Origin of the sequence: Paraburkholderia sp. RL17-337-BIB-A (genome assembly GCF_046025895.1) — a bacterium.
GTDB classification, from domain to species: Bacteria; Pseudomonadota; Gammaproteobacteria; order Burkholderiales; family Burkholderiaceae; genus Paraburkholderia; species Paraburkholderia fungorum_C.
On record NZ_JARESY010000001.1, the window covers coordinates 933,410 to 949,362 of the forward strand.

General features: G+C 59.4%; 12 protein-coding genes, 1 other RNA gene and 1 pseudogene. 9 read left to right on the forward strand and 5 right to left on the reverse strand.

What is annotated here, in order from left to right:
• Positions 1 to 46: 46 nt before the first annotated feature.
• Positions 47 to 313: a hypothetical protein gene (locus P0D84_RS04400; protein WP_408332773.1), complete on the forward strand. Its 267-nt coding sequence runs from the start codon at positions 47 to 49 to the stop codon at positions 311 to 313.
• A 115-nt stretch (positions 314 to 428) separates the two neighbouring features.
• On the opposite strand, the pseudogene P0D84_RS04405 reads toward P0D84_RS04400, so the two are convergent.
• A pseudogene (locus P0D84_RS04405) lies at positions 429 to 736 on the reverse strand (COG4315 family predicted lipoprotein).
• Between the two features lie 407 nt (positions 737 to 1,143).
• Here P0D84_RS04405 and P0D84_RS04410 point away from each other — a divergent pair.
• From P0D84_RS04410 to P0D84_RS04445, 8 genes are all read left to right on the forward strand, one after another.
• Positions 1,144 to 2,388, forward strand: coding sequence for a hypothetical protein (locus P0D84_RS04410; protein ID WP_408332775.1), 1,245 nt, complete (start codon positions 1,144 to 1,146; stop codon positions 2,386 to 2,388).
• Between the two features lie 13 nt (positions 2,389 to 2,401).
• Positions 2,402 to 3,205 carry a TolC family protein gene (locus tag P0D84_RS04415; RefSeq protein WP_408332777.1) on the forward strand — a complete coding sequence of 268 codons (804 nt, stop codon included), beginning with the start codon at positions 2,402 to 2,404 and terminating at the stop codon, positions 3,203 to 3,205.
• The gene (locus P0D84_RS04420; RefSeq protein ID WP_408339672.1) at positions 3,199 to 3,669 is read left to right on the forward strand and encodes a TolC family protein; all 471 of its coding nucleotides are present in this window, start codon (positions 3,199 to 3,201) and stop codon (positions 3,667 to 3,669) included. The genes P0D84_RS04415 and P0D84_RS04420 overlap by 7 nt, the downstream gene beginning before the upstream one ends.
• The gene (locus tag P0D84_RS04425; RefSeq protein WP_408332779.1) at positions 3,669 to 4,178 is read left to right on the forward strand and encodes a hypothetical protein; all 510 of its coding nucleotides are present in this window, start codon (positions 3,669 to 3,671) and stop codon (positions 4,176 to 4,178) included. The genes P0D84_RS04420 and P0D84_RS04425 overlap by 1 nt, the downstream gene beginning before the upstream one ends.
• A gap of 53 nt (positions 4,179 to 4,231) precedes the next feature.
• Positions 4,232 to 5,530 carry an HlyD family type I secretion periplasmic adaptor subunit gene (locus P0D84_RS04430; protein WP_408332781.1) on the forward strand — a complete coding sequence of 433 codons (1,299 nt, stop codon included), beginning with the start codon at positions 4,232 to 4,234 and terminating at the stop codon, positions 5,528 to 5,530.
• 70 nt (positions 5,531 to 5,600) lie between these two features.
• The gene (locus tag P0D84_RS04435) at positions 5,601 to 10,202 is read left to right on the forward strand and encodes a beta strand repeat-containing protein (protein ID WP_408332782.1); all 4,602 of its coding nucleotides are present in this window, start codon (positions 5,601 to 5,603) and stop codon (positions 10,200 to 10,202) included.
• Positions 10,203 to 10,303: 101 nt separating this feature from the next.
• Positions 10,304 to 12,343: an ATP-binding cassette domain-containing protein gene (locus P0D84_RS04440; protein ID WP_408332784.1), complete on the forward strand. Its 2,040-nt coding sequence runs from the start codon at positions 10,304 to 10,306 to the stop codon at positions 12,341 to 12,343.
• 1 nt (position 12,344) lies between these two features.
• A complete protein-coding gene (locus P0D84_RS04445; protein WP_408332786.1) occupies positions 12,345 to 13,010 on the forward strand; it encodes a C40 family peptidase in 666 nt (221 codons plus the stop codon).
• Positions 13,011 to 13,310: 300 nt separating this feature from the next.
• Here P0D84_RS04445 and P0D84_RS04450 read toward each other — a convergent pair whose 3' ends face one another.
• The 4 genes from P0D84_RS04450 to gph form a co-directional block, all read right to left on the reverse strand.
• The gene (locus P0D84_RS04450; protein WP_408332788.1) at positions 13,311 to 13,679 is read right to left on the reverse strand and encodes a COG4315 family predicted lipoprotein; all 369 of its coding nucleotides are present in this window, start codon (positions 13,677 to 13,679) and stop codon (positions 13,311 to 13,313) included.
• A 249-nt stretch (positions 13,680 to 13,928) separates the two neighbouring features.
• Entirely contained in the window at positions 13,929 to 14,171 is a 243-nt protein-coding gene (locus P0D84_RS04455; RefSeq protein ID WP_408332790.1) for a hypothetical protein, read from the reverse strand.
• Positions 14,172 to 14,634: 463 nt separating this feature from the next.
• Positions 14,635 to 15,004, reverse strand: a transfer-messenger RNA (tmRNA) gene (ssrA, locus tag P0D84_RS04460).
• Between the two features lie 229 nt (positions 15,005 to 15,233).
• Positions 15,234 to 15,947: a phosphoglycolate phosphatase gene (gph, locus tag P0D84_RS04465; RefSeq protein ID WP_408332792.1), complete on the reverse strand. Its 714-nt coding sequence runs from the start codon at positions 15,945 to 15,947 to the stop codon at positions 15,234 to 15,236.
• Positions 15,948 to 15,953 lie beyond the last annotated feature (6 nt).

Below are 15,953 nucleotides of genomic sequence, written 5' to 3' on the forward strand. Positions count from 1 at the left end.
TCTTCCGTTTACGCCACAACCGCGCGCTGTACCGCGCTGACTCGATATGAAAGCTCTTTTCCACGCATGTGCTGCGGCAGCGACAGCCGGGGTGCTCCTCGCCACCGTTTCGGTTGCTTTTGCACAGAATTCTCCGGGTGTGCCGGGTGGTATTTTGCAAGATCAGTTCCGTCTTGCCGAACATCCACAGATGCCGTTTGCGGCGTCGGCACCTTCGGACAAGTACCAGTCCAACAAAAAATCAGCCATGCGCAAGCGCGGTGATAACGGCGATCCGAATGGATGTAACTTGCAGTGTCCTAAAGACGAGTAAGCGCGAAGGCCTGCGCTCTCGTGTGAGTCTGTGAGAACGCCGGCATGCTGCCGGCGTTTTTTAGTTTGAGCATTTTTAGCCTTCCAGTCCTGGCCCGTTGGTCAGCGACTCCCGGTTATGGCTTCGCCGTCTGCCACATGTCCTTGAAGCCATCCCCTTTCATATCGTTTGCCTGCTTGTCGACCGCGTAGCGGTATAGCGGATGGCACTTGTACGCCCATTGCGGTTTGCCGTCTGCAGCGGGGATCATCGTCCAGTCGGCTGATGGTTTGTCAGACGGGCTCGCCATTGCCTCCGGCCAGTTACTCATGCAGCCACCGGTGCAGATAATTTTGCCGGGCGTGGTGTCTTTGTCGAAGACATAGGCGTCATGCCGTTCGCGGTGACGAAGCGGCCGTCGATGACTCCTTCGGCTCCTGTTATCCCATTCCTTTCGTTCCCTACTCCACGTACGTATGTGGGGCTCTTGCCATAGCTGTCAGCGGTAAGCAGTTCTGATATGACCTGTCGGTCTCGCGCGTGCAAAGAATAGGATCGTCCTATTCGTTGTCGTCAATTACCTATTTCATCTCAGATGCTCTGTCAGAGTTTGAGAATTGTCCTACATGATCGCCAATCGAACGCGCCTATATTTTGGGTCGACGCGGCGACAGGCCGCGTTGCCGTGAGGCACGTCGTGTTGTTCGAGCAACCGGCACGCTGCATGGCGAAGCGCAGTTCCTGATTCGCACACGCTACCGCCAAGCTGCGGATACGAAAGCCGACGTCTTACAGACACGCATGTTTCGTCGAATCAGGCCCAACTCAATTCTCGTTGACTGATCACGGACATGACCAGAACCAAAACCCGCCGCTTACTGTTAATCGTTTTTGCACTTCAGGTGCTCGCGAGCATTGGCCTCGTTGCTTTCTTTGGCACGCTGAAAGAGGTCGTGTCCCACAACCCTGTGGTCAACTCGCTGATCATTGCGGTGCTGCTGATTTCGATCATTTATTCATTGGTTGCTGCGATATTCCTGTTCCGCGGGGAGACGCAGTGGACGCGGCTGCGCGCCGATCTGGCCTCGGACGAACCGTTGCGCGGCGCACTGCGTGTGTTGCGCGGACGCTTTGCCGATCTGGGCCACGCCGATGCCTCACGCCGCGCCGCGGTGATCGATGCACTCAACGAATCACTCGAATGGCGTGGCCGCATGCTCGATTACGCGTCGGGCGTGCTGATCGGACTTGGTCTGCTCGGTACTTTCGTTGGGCTGATGCACACGATGGCTGGCATCAAGGAAGCGATGGCTATCGTTTCGAGCTCTGGCGGTAAAGCGTCGGCAACCGCGCTGATCGGCGGTTTGACTGCGCCGCTGGCGGGTATGTCCACGGCTTTTTCCGCGTCATTGCTAGGCCTGATCGGTTCGCTAGGTGTCGGTGCGTTGGCGCAATTCGTGAGCCGCGCTTCCAGTTGCTGGGTCGAATCGATCCGCGAATGGGCGCATCTGAATGATGGCGACGATAGCGAGCACGTCGCAGGCAGTGCCGCAAACAGTGATGAGGCAGTACGAAGTATCGAACGCGTGGCCTCTATCGTCCAATCCGGACTGAAGACCCTCGCTGACGAGGCCGCTGCTGGCCGCAGCGAGCAGTTGAGCGTCGCGAGCGCCAGTCTGGCGGCGCTGGCCCGCATTGCTGACACGGCAGAGCGGCAGCAGTCGTTGCTGGACGAACTTCGGTCTGCCGTGCAGGTTAATACCGATGCGATGGCGGCAATGAATGATGCCGTTATAGGCATGGCGGGCTCCATCGAAGCCAACCGTGTGCAGGTCAGCGCGACGGTCGAGAGCGTTGGCGATACGCTCGTCGATATCAAAGCGCATACGGAACAAACCGTGCTGTGTCTCGACGCACTGCAAAGCGGCATGGCCACGAAGGCTGCGTCTTTCGAAAAAATGAACGTGTCGATGCAGATGCAGCGCAACGCCGTTATGGATTGCGTCGAGCAGATTGGGCGCGCACGCGTGGCCATTGAAGGCCGGCGCTTCGCGATGACGGCGGTGAAGCCGGTCGTCTCGAGCAACGTGGCTTGAGCCGGAGATCGTCATGACGCGGACTTATCAAAAACCTACGAAGGCGCTCGCGGCGGTCATGCTCGGCAGTGCGTTTGCCGGTGTGTCGGCCGGTGCGTCTGCCACGGAAAGCATTGATCTGGCGGCCGCTCTCGATGCGGCAACCGACAATGCCCTAACGACAAAAATCGCACGCGGTCAGGCTGACGAGGCGCAGGCGCGTGTCAGCGGTGCGCGCGCCGCTTACTACCCGAAGGTGGGCGTCATAGCCAAGACGCCGGACAGGATTTATGGGGCGACGCAAGGCTACGGCCGAACCTTTGATCAATATTCGCAGGTAAACGGCACGATCCAGTACACGGTGTTCGATTTCGGGCGCCGGAAGAACCAGGTGAGCAGTGCGGCGCTCTCCGCCGAGGCCGCGGAAAGCGCGTACCAGGGCGAGGTTGAAATGCTCGCCTATAACACCTCACGCGCCTATCTCGACGTTGTGCGCTACCAGCATCTGAAAAAAATCGCCGAGGACTACGTCGCTCAGGTGCAGCGTCTGAATTCGGTAATCGAGGAGCGCGTAGCCGGTGGCCTGGCGCCGCAATCCGATGCGATCCGCGGCCAACTGGCGCTGACTTCCGCGCAGGCTCGCGGCAAGCAGATCAATCTGCAACTGGCGAAGGCTAGGCAACAGTTCAAGTCGATCACCGGTCTGGACGCGGTACCGCAGCAGAGGGACCGCGTGAAAGAACTTCCTCCGGTCAACCTTCAACCGTTGATCGAATCGGCTGCGGACGCGAATCTGGCAGTCAAGGCGCGTCGCGCTATCCGCGCGTCGACATCGTAGCCACCGTTCGCAAACCGTTTCAGAACGTTCCCTCGCCCGGCAGTTCAGTGATGCTTCAGGTGACCTTCGATCTGTTCGACGGCGGTCTGCAGAAGTCTCGTGTGAACGAGGCCGTGTCGGCGAAATACGTTGCGCAGCAACAGCTTGAACAGGAGCTGCGCAATGTCAACGATCAAACCGAGGCGCTGCGCTCTGACTGGGACAGTGCACGTGATCAGTGGACGCTGAGTGTCGACGGCGAGAAGCAGGCACTGCGCACGCTCGAGTTGTACGCGGACGAATTCCGCCTTGGCACGCGTCAACTGTCCGACCTGATCAACGCGCAAGTCGATTTGTTCTCGGCGCGCAGCGACCGCGAACAAGCTGAATCCGGCTATTACCTGGCGACGCTGGCGCTCTACAACATGGACGCGAAAACCATGGACGGGTTGCGCGCACTCAATCTGATCAAGGAGGAAGCGTAATGGCATCCGGATCGAAGAACCATATCTGGCCAGCATACGTCGACATGATGACGGTGCTACTGATGGTGTACCTGCTGCTTAGCATGATTTTTCAGGTGTTGGCAGCGCTGGCCGGACCGCCTGTCGATAGTGCGCCAGCCACCAGTTCGAGCGAATCGAGCTCGCCGGCAGGCGCAGTCGAACTGACCGACAAGCTGACGCGGCAGCCCGACGATTTCGTCGCCAGCGTGGGACGCGACGAAAACTTTCTGCAGCCCGCCGCCCGGGCGGCCGTGCGCGGCTGGATGAGCAGCCACGCTCAGGCAATCCGGCAGCGCGGTTTGCTTGTGTTCTCACTCACCGGTGCGACTGACGCGCCTCTTGGTGTCCGTATGCGCCTGCAATACGAGCGCTCGCTGATGGTCGTGGCGATTGCCGATGAACTCGGCATCCCGCGTGACAAGATCGATTTGCGCAATCCCGTGCCGGACGATGGCACGCAAGACTCGATCGTTCTTCGCCTCAGGTAGTTCGTTTTCCACTCTTGATACAGCGAGGCACCCGGTGTCGCGCTGTGACTGTCATGAAAGAAAAATTTAGCCTCATCGTTATCAGAATCAGACAGGGCATCGCGCTGTGCCGCCCTTATGCGCCGTGCGGCATGACCGGCGTGGCGCTGCTCGGCTTTACGCTACTAGCTGTCTGGTCGACCATGTTCAAGCTCGATGTGCTCGTTCGCGGCCCTGGTGTGGTCCGTGTCGAGAGCCACAATATCGTCGTGCAACACGCTGACGGCGGGCAGATCGAAAAGCTTCTGGTGCGCGAAGGGCAAACGGTCCGAAAGGGACAGTTGCTTGCTGTGATGGATAACACCTATGTGTCCGAGGAATTCGCCAGGAATTCCGCAGCGCTCAGCACGCTGCGCCTTCGCGAACAGAGACTCGAGGCCGAGCTCGCACACACACGGTTCGATCCAGCAATGCCTGCCGACGCTGAACAGGCGAAGGCCGTCGCGGGAGAAAAGGCGCTGTATGACTCGCGCCAGCTCGCCCTTGACCAGTCGGCTTCGATTTCGCAGGTTCAGGCGGATCAGCGGCTCGCGCAATCGGCTGAGCTGCGCACCCGTATCGGCGACCTCGACAAGGAGGTTGCGCTCATGCAGCAACAGGTCGACATGATCGCGCCTCTTGTGCGCAAAGGGGCTGCTGCCGAAGGCGTGCTGTTACAGAAACGTTCCGATCTGCAAAGCGCGCAGAGTGCGTTGAACGAGGCGCGCGCGAAGGTCCCCCGGCTTGTCGCCGAAGAGCGCGAATATCGGCTCAAGGTTGAACAGATCAAAACCGACTTTATGTCCGATGCGCAGAAGCAGCTTTCGCAGGCGCGCGACGAACTCGCGCAAGTGAACGCCAAGGCGAGTGCGAGTCAGGATCGGCGCAAACAGGCACAGATTGAAAGTCCCGCGGACGGCGTGATCCAGCGCGTGGTGAATCCCCATGCCGGTGCTGTCGTCCGGCCGGGGGGCGACCTTTTCGAGATTGCGCCGACGGACGTGCCGCTCGTCGCGCAGGTGCGTATCCGGCCGGAAGATCGCGACAAGATCTGGCAAGGCATGCCGGCGCGAGTGCATGTGAATGCCTTCGGCAATAGTTATGCCGATACGCTCGATGGCCGCGTTGCGGTGGTCAGCGCGGACGCACTGGGTGACGACCGGACCGGGCGATTTTACGAAGTCACAGTCGAAGTGCCCAAGTCGAATTTGAAGAAGCCAATTTATCCGGGGATGGCTGTCGAAAGCTATCTGCTCGCGGGACATCGCTCGCTTGCGCAGTATCTGTTGAAGCCGCTGATGTCGGGCGCGTCCGCTGCGCTCTCTGAATCCTGATTTTCGATCTAACTGATAACCATGCCGACGGACCGCTTATCTACTAGCGACGTCTGCGCGGAGCCATGATATGAAATTGCCAGTACCGAACAAACAAGACACCACCGTCATTCTCGAGACCTATGGGAAGAACGAGATCCCATTCCGTTTCGCGGACGTGAAGATCACGATCAATGGCCCGGACGTGGTCGTTAAGACCGCGGACGGCCATACCTACACATTTCCATTCGCCGCCCAGCTTGCGACGATGGGCAAGCACGTGTTCACCTTGGTATTCGCGGACGGCAAGGAGATTCCGTCAGACCAACTGCTCAGTTATGCCACTGGGGTGAGTGCCGCGCCGAATGCTGCTGCGCCGCAGACCCACCATGAAGGCGATAGCAATGGAACCGCCGGACACGACGCGCCTAAACAGGTGGTGAAAGAGGTGGTCAAGGAAGTCACGAAAGAAGTCGTGAAGGAAGACCTTATTGTTGCCGACTCGTCGTCGCAAGAGGGCGGCGCGGGCGCGGAACAGACCGATGCGGCTCACAAGCCGCTGCCCGTTGTCAATGCAGCGGATTTCGCCAAGCACCGTTTCGACGACGCACCGCTGCCGCAGGTCTCCCACATTGCGGGCATGCCGCCGAAGCCGGATCCAGAACCGCACGACGATCCTACGCCACCGCAACCCGAGCCGACGCCGGAACCCGAGCCGACGCCGACGCCGACGCCCACGCCCACGCCCACGCCGACGCCGACGCCCGACCCGACGCCGCCTTCGCTGAAGGACGTGGTCTTGTTGCAGACAGTCGGTATGGCTGATCAGAACACGCACGAATACTATGTGGGCGCGGGCAGTGATGCTGCCCGTACCGACGGGCGTATTTCGACCCAATATTCGGCGCGCGATGTCGATCTGAGCCACGAGACAACTGGCTGGACCATTCACGCCGACACTACGGTCGGCGCCGGACCCGCAGGTTCCATGGTGCGTATCGTGAACGCCGGTTCCGCAAGCGCGATACTGGACGTGTCGATCGATCCGGCGCTTGCAGCCAAGGGCGTGAGCGTCGTGCAGTGGGATTCGCCCTACGGGATGGCGCTTGGGCTGAATGCAAACGAATTTGCATTGCGCTATCCAAGCGCGCAAGGCGCGGTCGATGGCACCTTTAAGGTTCACCTCGACTACGTGGATGCCGCTTCGGGCGAAAGCGCGGCCACGGATATCGCATTTGCGATCACGGACGCCCCGACCGCGCTGCATGATCAGAACGATACCTATCAATTGAGCCGTCAGGATAACGACGTCGTGATCCATGGTGGGGCTGGCGATGACACCATCATTGCAGGCCATTCGAACGGGGTCTATGACGGCGGCGGCGGTGTCAATACGCTCGACTACTCGGATTTTTCGTCGGCGCTCGTAGTCGATTTGTCGGCGGATGTGCGTGCGGCGCTCGGCATTAGTCCGGTCGGCGATGGCAGTGGGATCGACATGGGCCGCGTGAAAACCGGTGACACCACGCATGCGATCGAGAACATCCAGATCATCAAAGGCGGTGACGGCGACAACACGTTTATCGGCAACCAGTTCGATCACGAGTTTGTCGGCGGCGCCGGCACCAACACGTTTGTGGCGAATGGCGGTAACAACATATATACGGGTGGCGCAAGCGGCCTGAATACGATCGATTATTCGCGTGCCGGCGGAACGACGTTCGAAACGGTGACGCTCGGCGCCAGTGGCCGCCAATTCGTGCTGAACGGCGTCGATGTCGACATGGCCAATGGCGTTACTGCAAATAATGGCTGGCTGGACGCGAACGGCAACGCCGGTGCGGACCATTTCTCCGGCGTGAATCAGATCATAGGTACACGTTACAACGACCGGATCAAGGTTGGTGACGGCGATGTCACCCTCGTTGGAGGCGCGGGCGATGATCTGATCATTGCAGGTGCCGGTAATGACAAGATCGACGGCGGCCTGGGTTTCAATGTTGTGAGCTACGCTGGGCTTACCGGTCAGGTCGATGTCGACCTCAATGGACAGACCGGCCTTGCTTCGAAGAGCAACGGCGCGGTAGACACGCTTACGCATATTCAGGCCGTGATCGGCTCGGCTGGCGGCGGCACGCTTACCGGCCTCGTGAATGGCAGCAATCTGTTGATCGGCACCGATGGCGATACGAACTTTGCTACGACCGCTGGGACGAACCAACTTTACGGCGGTGCGGGTAAGAATACTTTTGACGTCATCCAGGGAACCAACGCGATCTATGGCGGCGCGACCCTGAACACCGTCAATGCGCAAGGCGGTACCAACACGTTCTTCGCGGGCGACGGTGTGAACGTATTCAACGCTGACGGCGGCAAGAACGTGTATCACGGTGGCGCCGGCAGCGACACGATGATCGCGATCAACGGCGGCAATAACACCATGATCGGCGGCAGCGGCCACAGCGTATTCAGCGCTACCGGCGGCGGTACCAATACGATTGACGGTGGTACCGGCGATATGACCGTCTATGGCGGTGGCGCAAATAACACTGTGAACGGCGGTGACGGCGGAAGGACGACAGTGGACTACTCGGGATACCAGGGTAGCGGGCATCTCGACATCACGCTCGATCGCAATCTGGCGCTGATCGGCAATGACTTCGTCGACCGTTTGTACGATGTCGATGTGATCGTAGGCGCAAGCGGTGGCAACAGTGTGATTCGTGGCGCCAGCGACCGCGGCATTGAAATTTACGCTTCCGGTGACAACAACTGGCTGTCTGGGGGAAATGGCAACAATGTGTTGAGCGTTTCCGGCAACAACAACTGGCTGGTCGGCGGACGCGGCAACAATGTGTTCGACGGCGGCTCAGGTGTCAACAACACAGTCGACTACAGCGGCGCGACCAGCGCCGTGAACGTCAATCTGAATACCGGCGTGGTGGCACAGAATGGCTACGGCTTCACGGATAGAATCACGAATATTCAGAGAATTGTTGGCAGTAACGCGTCGGGCAACGTCTTTGAAGGGCGTGACGGGACGAATGACTGGATTGACGTGGGCACTGGCACCGGGAACAAGGTAATCGCTTCGGTGGGTAGCGATACCTATGTGAGCCACAGCGCCACCAATACGGTCGACTATTCGAAGCTCAACGCAGGGATCAATCTCGACACGTCGACAGGTATCGTGAAGAAAGGCGTGAACGGCACCGATACCCTGGTGGGCACGTTTGGGAATTTCGTCGGCACCAACTATGGCGACACCGTTGTCGTGTACGGCACAGTTTCGTACAAAGGGGGGGCCGGCAACGACAAATACCTGCTGAATGGTTCTGTTTACCCAAGCACTATCGACGCTGGTGGCGGCTTCAATGAGCTCGATACCACCAATGCAAAAGGCGGCAAGGTAATGGCCTATACGTTTAACGCGGACGGCCGAAGCGGTACCGTGCAAGGCATGAATACGGTGGACTGGGGATCTGGCAGTGTGTCGTCTGCGTCGACCAGCGCGACGGCGTTCAAGAATATTGACCTGATCGATACATCGGCGTTGATGAACAACGCTATCAACTGGGGCAGCGCGAACCATATCACCATCAACGGCTCGTCGAACGCGGACTACTTCTATGTGAATGGCGGCGGCAATCACATCGACGGTCATTACTACGGAAGCGGCGAGAGCATCGCTTCGCAAAGTGGCAGTCGCGCGTCGATTGCTTACAACAAGACGAATACGGGACTGGTCGCGGATTTCGACAAAGGTGTCGTGACGTTCGCCGACGGCCGTGATAGTGACACGATCGCTAACTTCAGCCGGTTTCAGGGTGGGCAAGGCAACGACGTGATCAAGGGACACGCCAACCAGAGCGACTGGATCTCGGCGAGCGGCGGTAACGATTCCATTGACGCGGGCGGCGGGACGTCCAATGTCTACGCTGTCCTCAACGGCTCGTACAAGGTGAATGCCGATTTCAATACTGGCACGATCGTGAAGTACAGCTCCGCAGGCGCGATCATCGGCACCGACACCGTCATGAATTTCCAGCAATATGCCGGCGGAAATTATGACGGTGACTGGGTGCATGGCAAAGATGGCGTCAACATGACGTTCTGGATGGGCAGTGCGGGAACCAAAACTCTTATCGCTAGCAATGCTAACAATACTATCGACGGTGGAAGCAGCAGCACTACGATCGACTATAGCGGTATGACTAGCATCATCACCGTGAATCTTTCGGGAAAAACTGTGCTGAAGGGCGGCGGTGCTGGTACCGACACCTACGCGAACATCGCGAAAATCCTCGGCACGGCGGGCGACGATATCTTTACGTTCAATACGCAGGCCGACGTAACCGGTCTCTCGCTCAATGGCGGCGGCGGCAACGACACGCTGCAGAAATCCGGCTCGAGCGCAAGTACCTACGATCTGACGACGATGCTGGCCAAGGTCACGAACATCCAGAAGATCGACTTCTCGACGAGCACGGCGGCGGACAAGATCACGATCGATTTTACGAACCTCCTCTCGCGTGGTAACGAGACGCTGACGCTGAACACAGGCGCCAAAGATGCCGTCACGATGACGCACAACACCGCCGCCGATGGTTGGGCTCACACCACTACTACCAGCAACGGCCACACCACGGACACGTACACCTTGGGCGGCCATCAACTGGTCTGGAATCACTAACTCTTGAACCTGCGCGCAACCATCAGCGGATTGCGCGCGTACTCCCTTCTGCAGGCCGGCGCGGTTTATCGGGCAGACGCAGTTGACGGATGGATGTCATTATGAATACTCAACTCGAATTCCCGGCGGCCGCGCTTTTGCAAGCGGTTGGCCGGGCTATTGTTCTCACTAACGGTGAGCTCGCCGATGAACGCTGGCGACGTACGTGTGCGGCCCTTTCTGGCTCACGAAACGAGTCGATGCTGCTCGATCAGGTCGGTCGCGACTACGGACTGGATTTTGTGCCCGCGCGCGCGGGCACGTCACGTCTGAACGGTGACGTGTACCTCGTGCGCGATGAGCAAGGCCGCTGGCAGAGCGCGCTCGTGCGTGACGAGGCGCTGGTCTTTGGTGCAGAAGAGACATCGCGTTCTATTAGCCTGCTTGATAGCGGCAAGGCACTTTATCGCGTCGTCAAGGTGGAGCGTCTTGCGGCACTCTCGTTTAAGACGTTTATCGAACATTGGCGTCAGGAAGGCCGGTTGCTGGTGCAATTGCTATGGGGCACCTTTGCCCTGAACATCTTTGCGCTTGTGATTCCGCTATACATGAACGCGATCTATAGCCGCGTGATCCCCGCGCAAGCCGATGCGTCGTTATGGGTTCTGTCGCTCGGCGCGTTGCTGGCTTTTGGGCTGGAGTACCTGTTTCGCGTCGAGCGCGCGAAGCTGATGGTCGGGTTATCACGGTCGATCCGCAGCGACATGGAACCGCAAGTTGTCGACCAGCTGGTGCGTGCGCCGCTTTCGCGCTCGACCGACTGGGGACTTGCCACGCTCAACGGACTTCAGGGATGGGCAAAGGCTCGCTCGTTGTTCTGGAGTCTCGCGTCGAGTTCGGCGCTCGACCTGCTGTTCTGCTCGCTCTATTTTGTCGTCATTGCTTTGGTGGCTGGATGGCTGGTTTTCGTGCCGCTAGTTATCTGGTGCGTCGAGTGCGCGGTCGTCTGGCGTTTTGACAGGCATTCACAGAAGGCTGGACTGGAAGCTTTGCCGGCGACGTTCGCGCCGCTCGCCAAGCCTTCGGCTTACGCGGCGAGCGGCGCGTTCGATCTTCTGCGCACGATGTTTCTGACCAACGTCGAGCGCAACACTGCTACCGATGAAAAGCGGCACGTCCATCAGGCGCGTTGCAATGCGGTACTCATGACGTTGTCATCGTTGCAGACGATTGCGACTGTGGTTGTCGCGTTCTACCTGTTGCAGGCGGGGCATCTTGCAGCGGGGGCGTTATTTGCCACGGTCATCCTGGCTGGACGGTTGAGCCAACCGGTGTTCTCGCTCGTTGGGGTGCTTCCGGCGTTGCGTCAATTGCGCGGGATATTCGCGAACATCAATCGCACCCGTGAGACGAGCCTATCCGTACATGCAGAACCCGTTCTAGGTGTGCCTGGCGAACGTGGATGGCGGACTGATGGCCTGCATTTCGGCTATATGCCGGAACAGCCGCTGTTGCGCGACATCAATTTGCAGATCGCGCCGGGCGAGAAAGTGGCGATCATTGGCGCGCCAGGATGCGGCAAAAGTACGCTTGCGCACATCTTGTTGGGGTTGGTGCCCGCGGACCGGGGGCAGGTGCGTTATAACGGCCACGCCTTCACGGGGAGGCGCGCGGAAGCATTGAGTTACCAGACGCATTATCTTGGGCAGGACGGCATGCTGCTCGGCGACACGCTTGCCGAGAACCTGGCAGTCGAAACACCTGAGACCGACGAAGCATGCTTTGACGCGTTGAACCGATTGCCGCTGCAGTGGTTGCCGCCGATGCTGCCAAACGGCCTGCACACGCGCTTCGATCAGATGCCTGCAAGGCTGACCGCGGCGCAGCGGCAGATGCTCGCGATGGCGCGCCTCGCGCTGACGCGGCGCCCGGTGTGGATTCTGGATGAGCCGACGGCAAATCTCGATGGCTCGACCGAGAAGGCATTCATTGATCTCGTGCATGACAAGGCAACTGCCGATACAACGATCTTGCTACTGACAGACCGCAGCAATCTGCTCTCGATCGTGGACCGCGTCATCGTTCTTTCCGATGGTGCCGTGGCGTTCGATGGACCTCGTGACGCTTTCACGCATCTGCGCACTCATGCGAAGGCAGCGTGAAATGAAGCACGAAATGGAGCATTTGCGGGAACGTTGCCCCACCGCCGGATCATGTGGACGACATGTGGCTAGACGGCGTCTCACACTGGCGCTCGTGAGTCTCGGCGTCATACTGCCGGCGGTGTTGGCACATGCCACGCCACCGGAACGCAGCAGCAAGGTGTACGAGCTGGGATCGATCGATGTCGAGCAACTCGATGCGCTGGACAGCGAGTCGCTCGCCAACAAATTGTTTGGCGTGCGGGCGCAGGCTGTAGAGCGTACCGACGCGCGACGGATGCCGGGAGCCATTGCTCGTGCAGATATCGTTGATCAGGCGATGACGATGATCGGCGTTCCTTATCGTTGGGGCGGTAACGACCCGGACAGTGGGCTCGACTGTAGCGGATTTGTACGCTACGTCTATCGCAAAGCGACAGGCAAGCTGCTGCCTCGGCAGTCCGCGCAGATCAGCAAGACGGGGAGTGCCATTGCAAAGCCGGATTTGCATCCGGGTGACCTTGTTTTTTTCAACACACCGCGCGGCACAGCCACCCACGTCGGTATCTATGTCGGCAAACAGAAATTCGTTCACGCACCGGCCACAGGAAGCTCCATTCGCGTGGAGTCGTTGTCGGCCAATTATTGGGCGTCGCGATACTACGGCGCGAGGCGTTTTATGGGGTGACTTTTGGGGCGCGACGCAGTCAGTCATGCCGCAAAGTCTCGGTGTGCGACTTTGCGCTTGCGTCGAAAAGAGGAGTCCCGCAGGCAGCGCGTTGCTTGCGGATGCTGGCATAACGTTGAACCGGATGTTCTGGTGGAGGTGTCTACCAAACTGTTGCAGGACGCGCTCTGGTAGAGCGAGCGATCCGACCGGCTGCAACCTGCCCTAAAAACGAATAGGCGAACGAGTAAGCGTTTTCGTTTGTGAGACGCCGGTGTTCACCGGCGTCTTCAGGTTGGCCTATTGCCGATCGGTGATGCGTTAGGGCTTCGCCGTGTGCCACATGTCCTTGAAGCCGTCTCCCTTCATGTCACCCGCCTGCTTGTCGGCCGCGTAGCGATACAGCGGATGGCCTTTGTACGCCCATTGCTGTTTGCCGTCGGCTGTGGGAATCACGGTCCAATCGCCTGATGGCTTGTCCGTAGGACTCGCCATTGCAGCAGGCCAGTTGTTCATGCAGCCGCCGGTGCAAGCACTTGTGCCGGGCGTCGTGTCTTTGTCGAAGGTATAGAGCGTCATGCCGTCGGCGGTGACGAAGTGGCCATTATTGACCTTCGGCGCTTCCGCGAAAGCGGTCTGTTGCAGTGCGATCAGCGTAAGCGTGGAGAGGCAGAGGAGAGTCTTGTGCATAATGTCGGCTCCTGTTAGTGATGTTGGTCTCGCGCGATGCGCAGCGTGCGGTCGCGCGTGAGGAATAAACGATTGGGCGAATGCGTTTATTCCGTTACCCCCGTTTGCGTTCGCTAGTGGCGTGATTCGCCCTTGTGATGATTTCCAGCAAAAGGCCCGCTCGACGAGTGAGTCTTCTGTTTTATAGGCTGTTTCCGTGCAGCGCGCTGCAGTCAGTGCGGAATCAGTGGATCTAAACCGGTCTCGGCATTATCGTTTGTCGCCTGCGGGTGAAGCGAGGAACTCCAGCGGTTGCCGCGCTTCCTTCCGATGCAGGGGGGCGGTCGGGATTTTCGGGGCCATGGTCGCCTTGGGGTTCATTGGCGGTTCGATGCCCATGCGCTTGGACAACTCGTTCTGGATATGGACGCCGCTTGCGCTATCTTTTGGGCCGACCGATTTAGCGTCCAGGAACGTTTTCCTGAACGCGTCGACGCTGCCGATATCCGACATCGGCGCGCTCGCTCGCACGGCCATGCCGATGCGCGAGTCCGCGGGCTCCCTGTGAGCGAGGAGGTTGGGGGTGCCCTGCGCGGAGTTACATATTGACGGGCCATAGGCGCTACGGAGCGTATTGTCTGAGCAGGCTTCGAACTTCTTCGGCGTCAGCAGCTTGTAGGCGCGAAGCCACCGGCGTTCATAACGTGCAGGACACAGGCGGCTTGCATGGCGTTGGACGCCAGTGCGCATAGGTGCGTAGCAGGGGGGGCGGTGACGGTGGCGAGGCGGGATTTGGTCATCGAACGAAGGTGAACGAGACCGAGGGCGGCGAACGGTGCGAGCTCGTGCCTGCAAGCGGCCATCGGCAAAGCGACAGGCAACAAAAAACCCGCAAGCAGCAGAGCGCTTACGGGTTTTGAGAGTCTTAATGGTGCAAGCTTGGCAGTGCAAGCCGGTACAGCTTGAAACGGTGTTCTGGTGGAGGCGGCGGGAATCGAACCCGCGTCCAGAAGCACTCTACGACCAGTTCTACATGTTTAGTTCTGTCATTTGATTTAACCGTAGTGACGCGGACGAACACGCTGCACTACGGCGATTCACTAGATTTTCGACCCGGATGTCGTGACACCACCAAGGCTTAACTGACGTATATGACCTCTGTCGGTATTGCTACCGGTCTTGCGACTCTAGCCCGTCAGTGAACTAGGCAGAGGACGGCGGCCCTTAGGCTGCCAGTGCGAACGTATCGTCGTTTGCAGTTACGTTTTTCCCATTGATTAACGAGGTGACGGGTCCTCGACATGCCCTAGCCGCTTCGCAACCCCTGTCGAAACCAGGTCGCCCCCGCGGTTCGTTGCCCAATACTTATGGGCCAAGCGCAGATTTTACAATAGTTTGACGGCCGCGTCCCGACTGATTGGCTTGTTATCTTGCCGCACAGCCGCACAGCCGCACAGCCGCACAGCCGCACAGCCGCACAGCCGCACAGCCGCACAGCCACACAGCCGCACAGCCGCACGAACACGGCAACACGCCGCCATGCGTTGCGTGCGCTCGGTCTGCCGTGTGGTGCCCTCAGCCGATATCGCGCAGCAACTTCTGCAATTCAGCGGGCGAGTGCACGACATGCTGCGCGTGCCATTGGGTCGGCGGAATGTCGTTGCCGCAATAACCGTAGGCGGCCGCAATGGTCTTCATGCCAGCGGCGAAACCCGCCTGCACATCGCGCAGGTCGTCGCCGACATAGACGATGCGCTCCGGCATCACATCCAGTTCACGCGCGGCGTGCAACAAGGGTGCGGGGTGTGGCTTCGAATGCGGGGTCGTGTCGCCGCTCACCACGCAGCCCGCGCGCTCTTCGAGGCCGAGTTGCGCGATCAGCGGCTCGGTGAGCCTTGCCACCTTGTTCGTCACGATGCCCCAGCGCACGCCCCTTGCGTCGAGATCGTCGAGCAATTCGGCGATGCCGGGAAATAGCGTGGTCTCGATGCACAAGTCTGCTTCGTAGTTGGCGAGAAACTCCTCGCGCATCGACGCGAACTCGTGATCCTCAGGGCCGACGCCGAAGGCGCCGCCGATCAGCCCGCGCGCGCCCGCCGATGCAAGCGGCCGCAGGTCTTCGAGCGGCACCATCTCGAGGCTCCGGTCGTGGCGCATCTTATTGACGGCAGCCGCCAGGTCGGGCGCGGTGTCGGCCAGCGTGCCGTCGAGGTCGAACAGGACAGCATGGCAAAGACCGAGCGCGTCGTCATTGTCTTCGCGTTGGGGCAGGGGCGTGGGATCGCTCATTGATTG

Excerpts from the sequence above, each read along its gene's own strand:
- P0D84_RS04430 (WP_408332781.1), top strand. The coding sequence starts at position 4,232 with ATGAAAGAAAAATTTAGCCTCATCGTTATCAGAATCAGACAGGGCATC.
- P0D84_RS04450 (WP_408332788.1), bottom strand. The coding sequence starts at position 13,679 with ATGCACAAGACTCTCCTCTGCCTCTCCACGCTTACGCTGATCGCACTG.
- P0D84_RS04415 (WP_408332777.1), top strand. The coding sequence starts at position 2,402 with ATGACGCGGACTTATCAAAAACCTACGAAGGCGCTCGCGGCGGTCATG.
- P0D84_RS04410 (WP_408332775.1), top strand. The coding sequence starts at position 1,144 with ATGACCAGAACCAAAACCCGCCGCTTACTGTTAATCGTTTTTGCACTT.
- P0D84_RS04445 (WP_408332786.1), top strand. The coding sequence starts at position 12,345 with ATGAAGCACGAAATGGAGCATTTGCGGGAACGTTGCCCCACCGCCGGA.
- P0D84_RS04435 (WP_408332782.1), top strand. The coding sequence starts at position 5,601 with ATGAAATTGCCAGTACCGAACAAACAAGACACCACCGTCATTCTCGAG.
- P0D84_RS04455 (WP_408332790.1), bottom strand. The coding sequence starts at position 14,171 with ATGTCGGATATCGGCAGCGTCGACGCGTTCAGGAAAACGTTCCTGGAC.
- P0D84_RS04400 (WP_408332773.1), top strand. The coding sequence starts at position 47 with ATGAAAGCTCTTTTCCACGCATGTGCTGCGGCAGCGACAGCCGGGGTG.
- P0D84_RS04440 (WP_408332784.1), top strand. The coding sequence starts at position 10,304 with ATGAATACTCAACTCGAATTCCCGGCGGCCGCGCTTTTGCAAGCGGTT.
- P0D84_RS04425 (WP_408332779.1), top strand. The coding sequence starts at position 3,669 with ATGGCATCCGGATCGAAGAACCATATCTGGCCAGCATACGTCGACATG.
- gph (WP_408332792.1), bottom strand. The coding sequence starts at position 15,947 with ATGAGCGATCCCACGCCCCTGCCCCAACGCGAAGACAATGACGACGCG.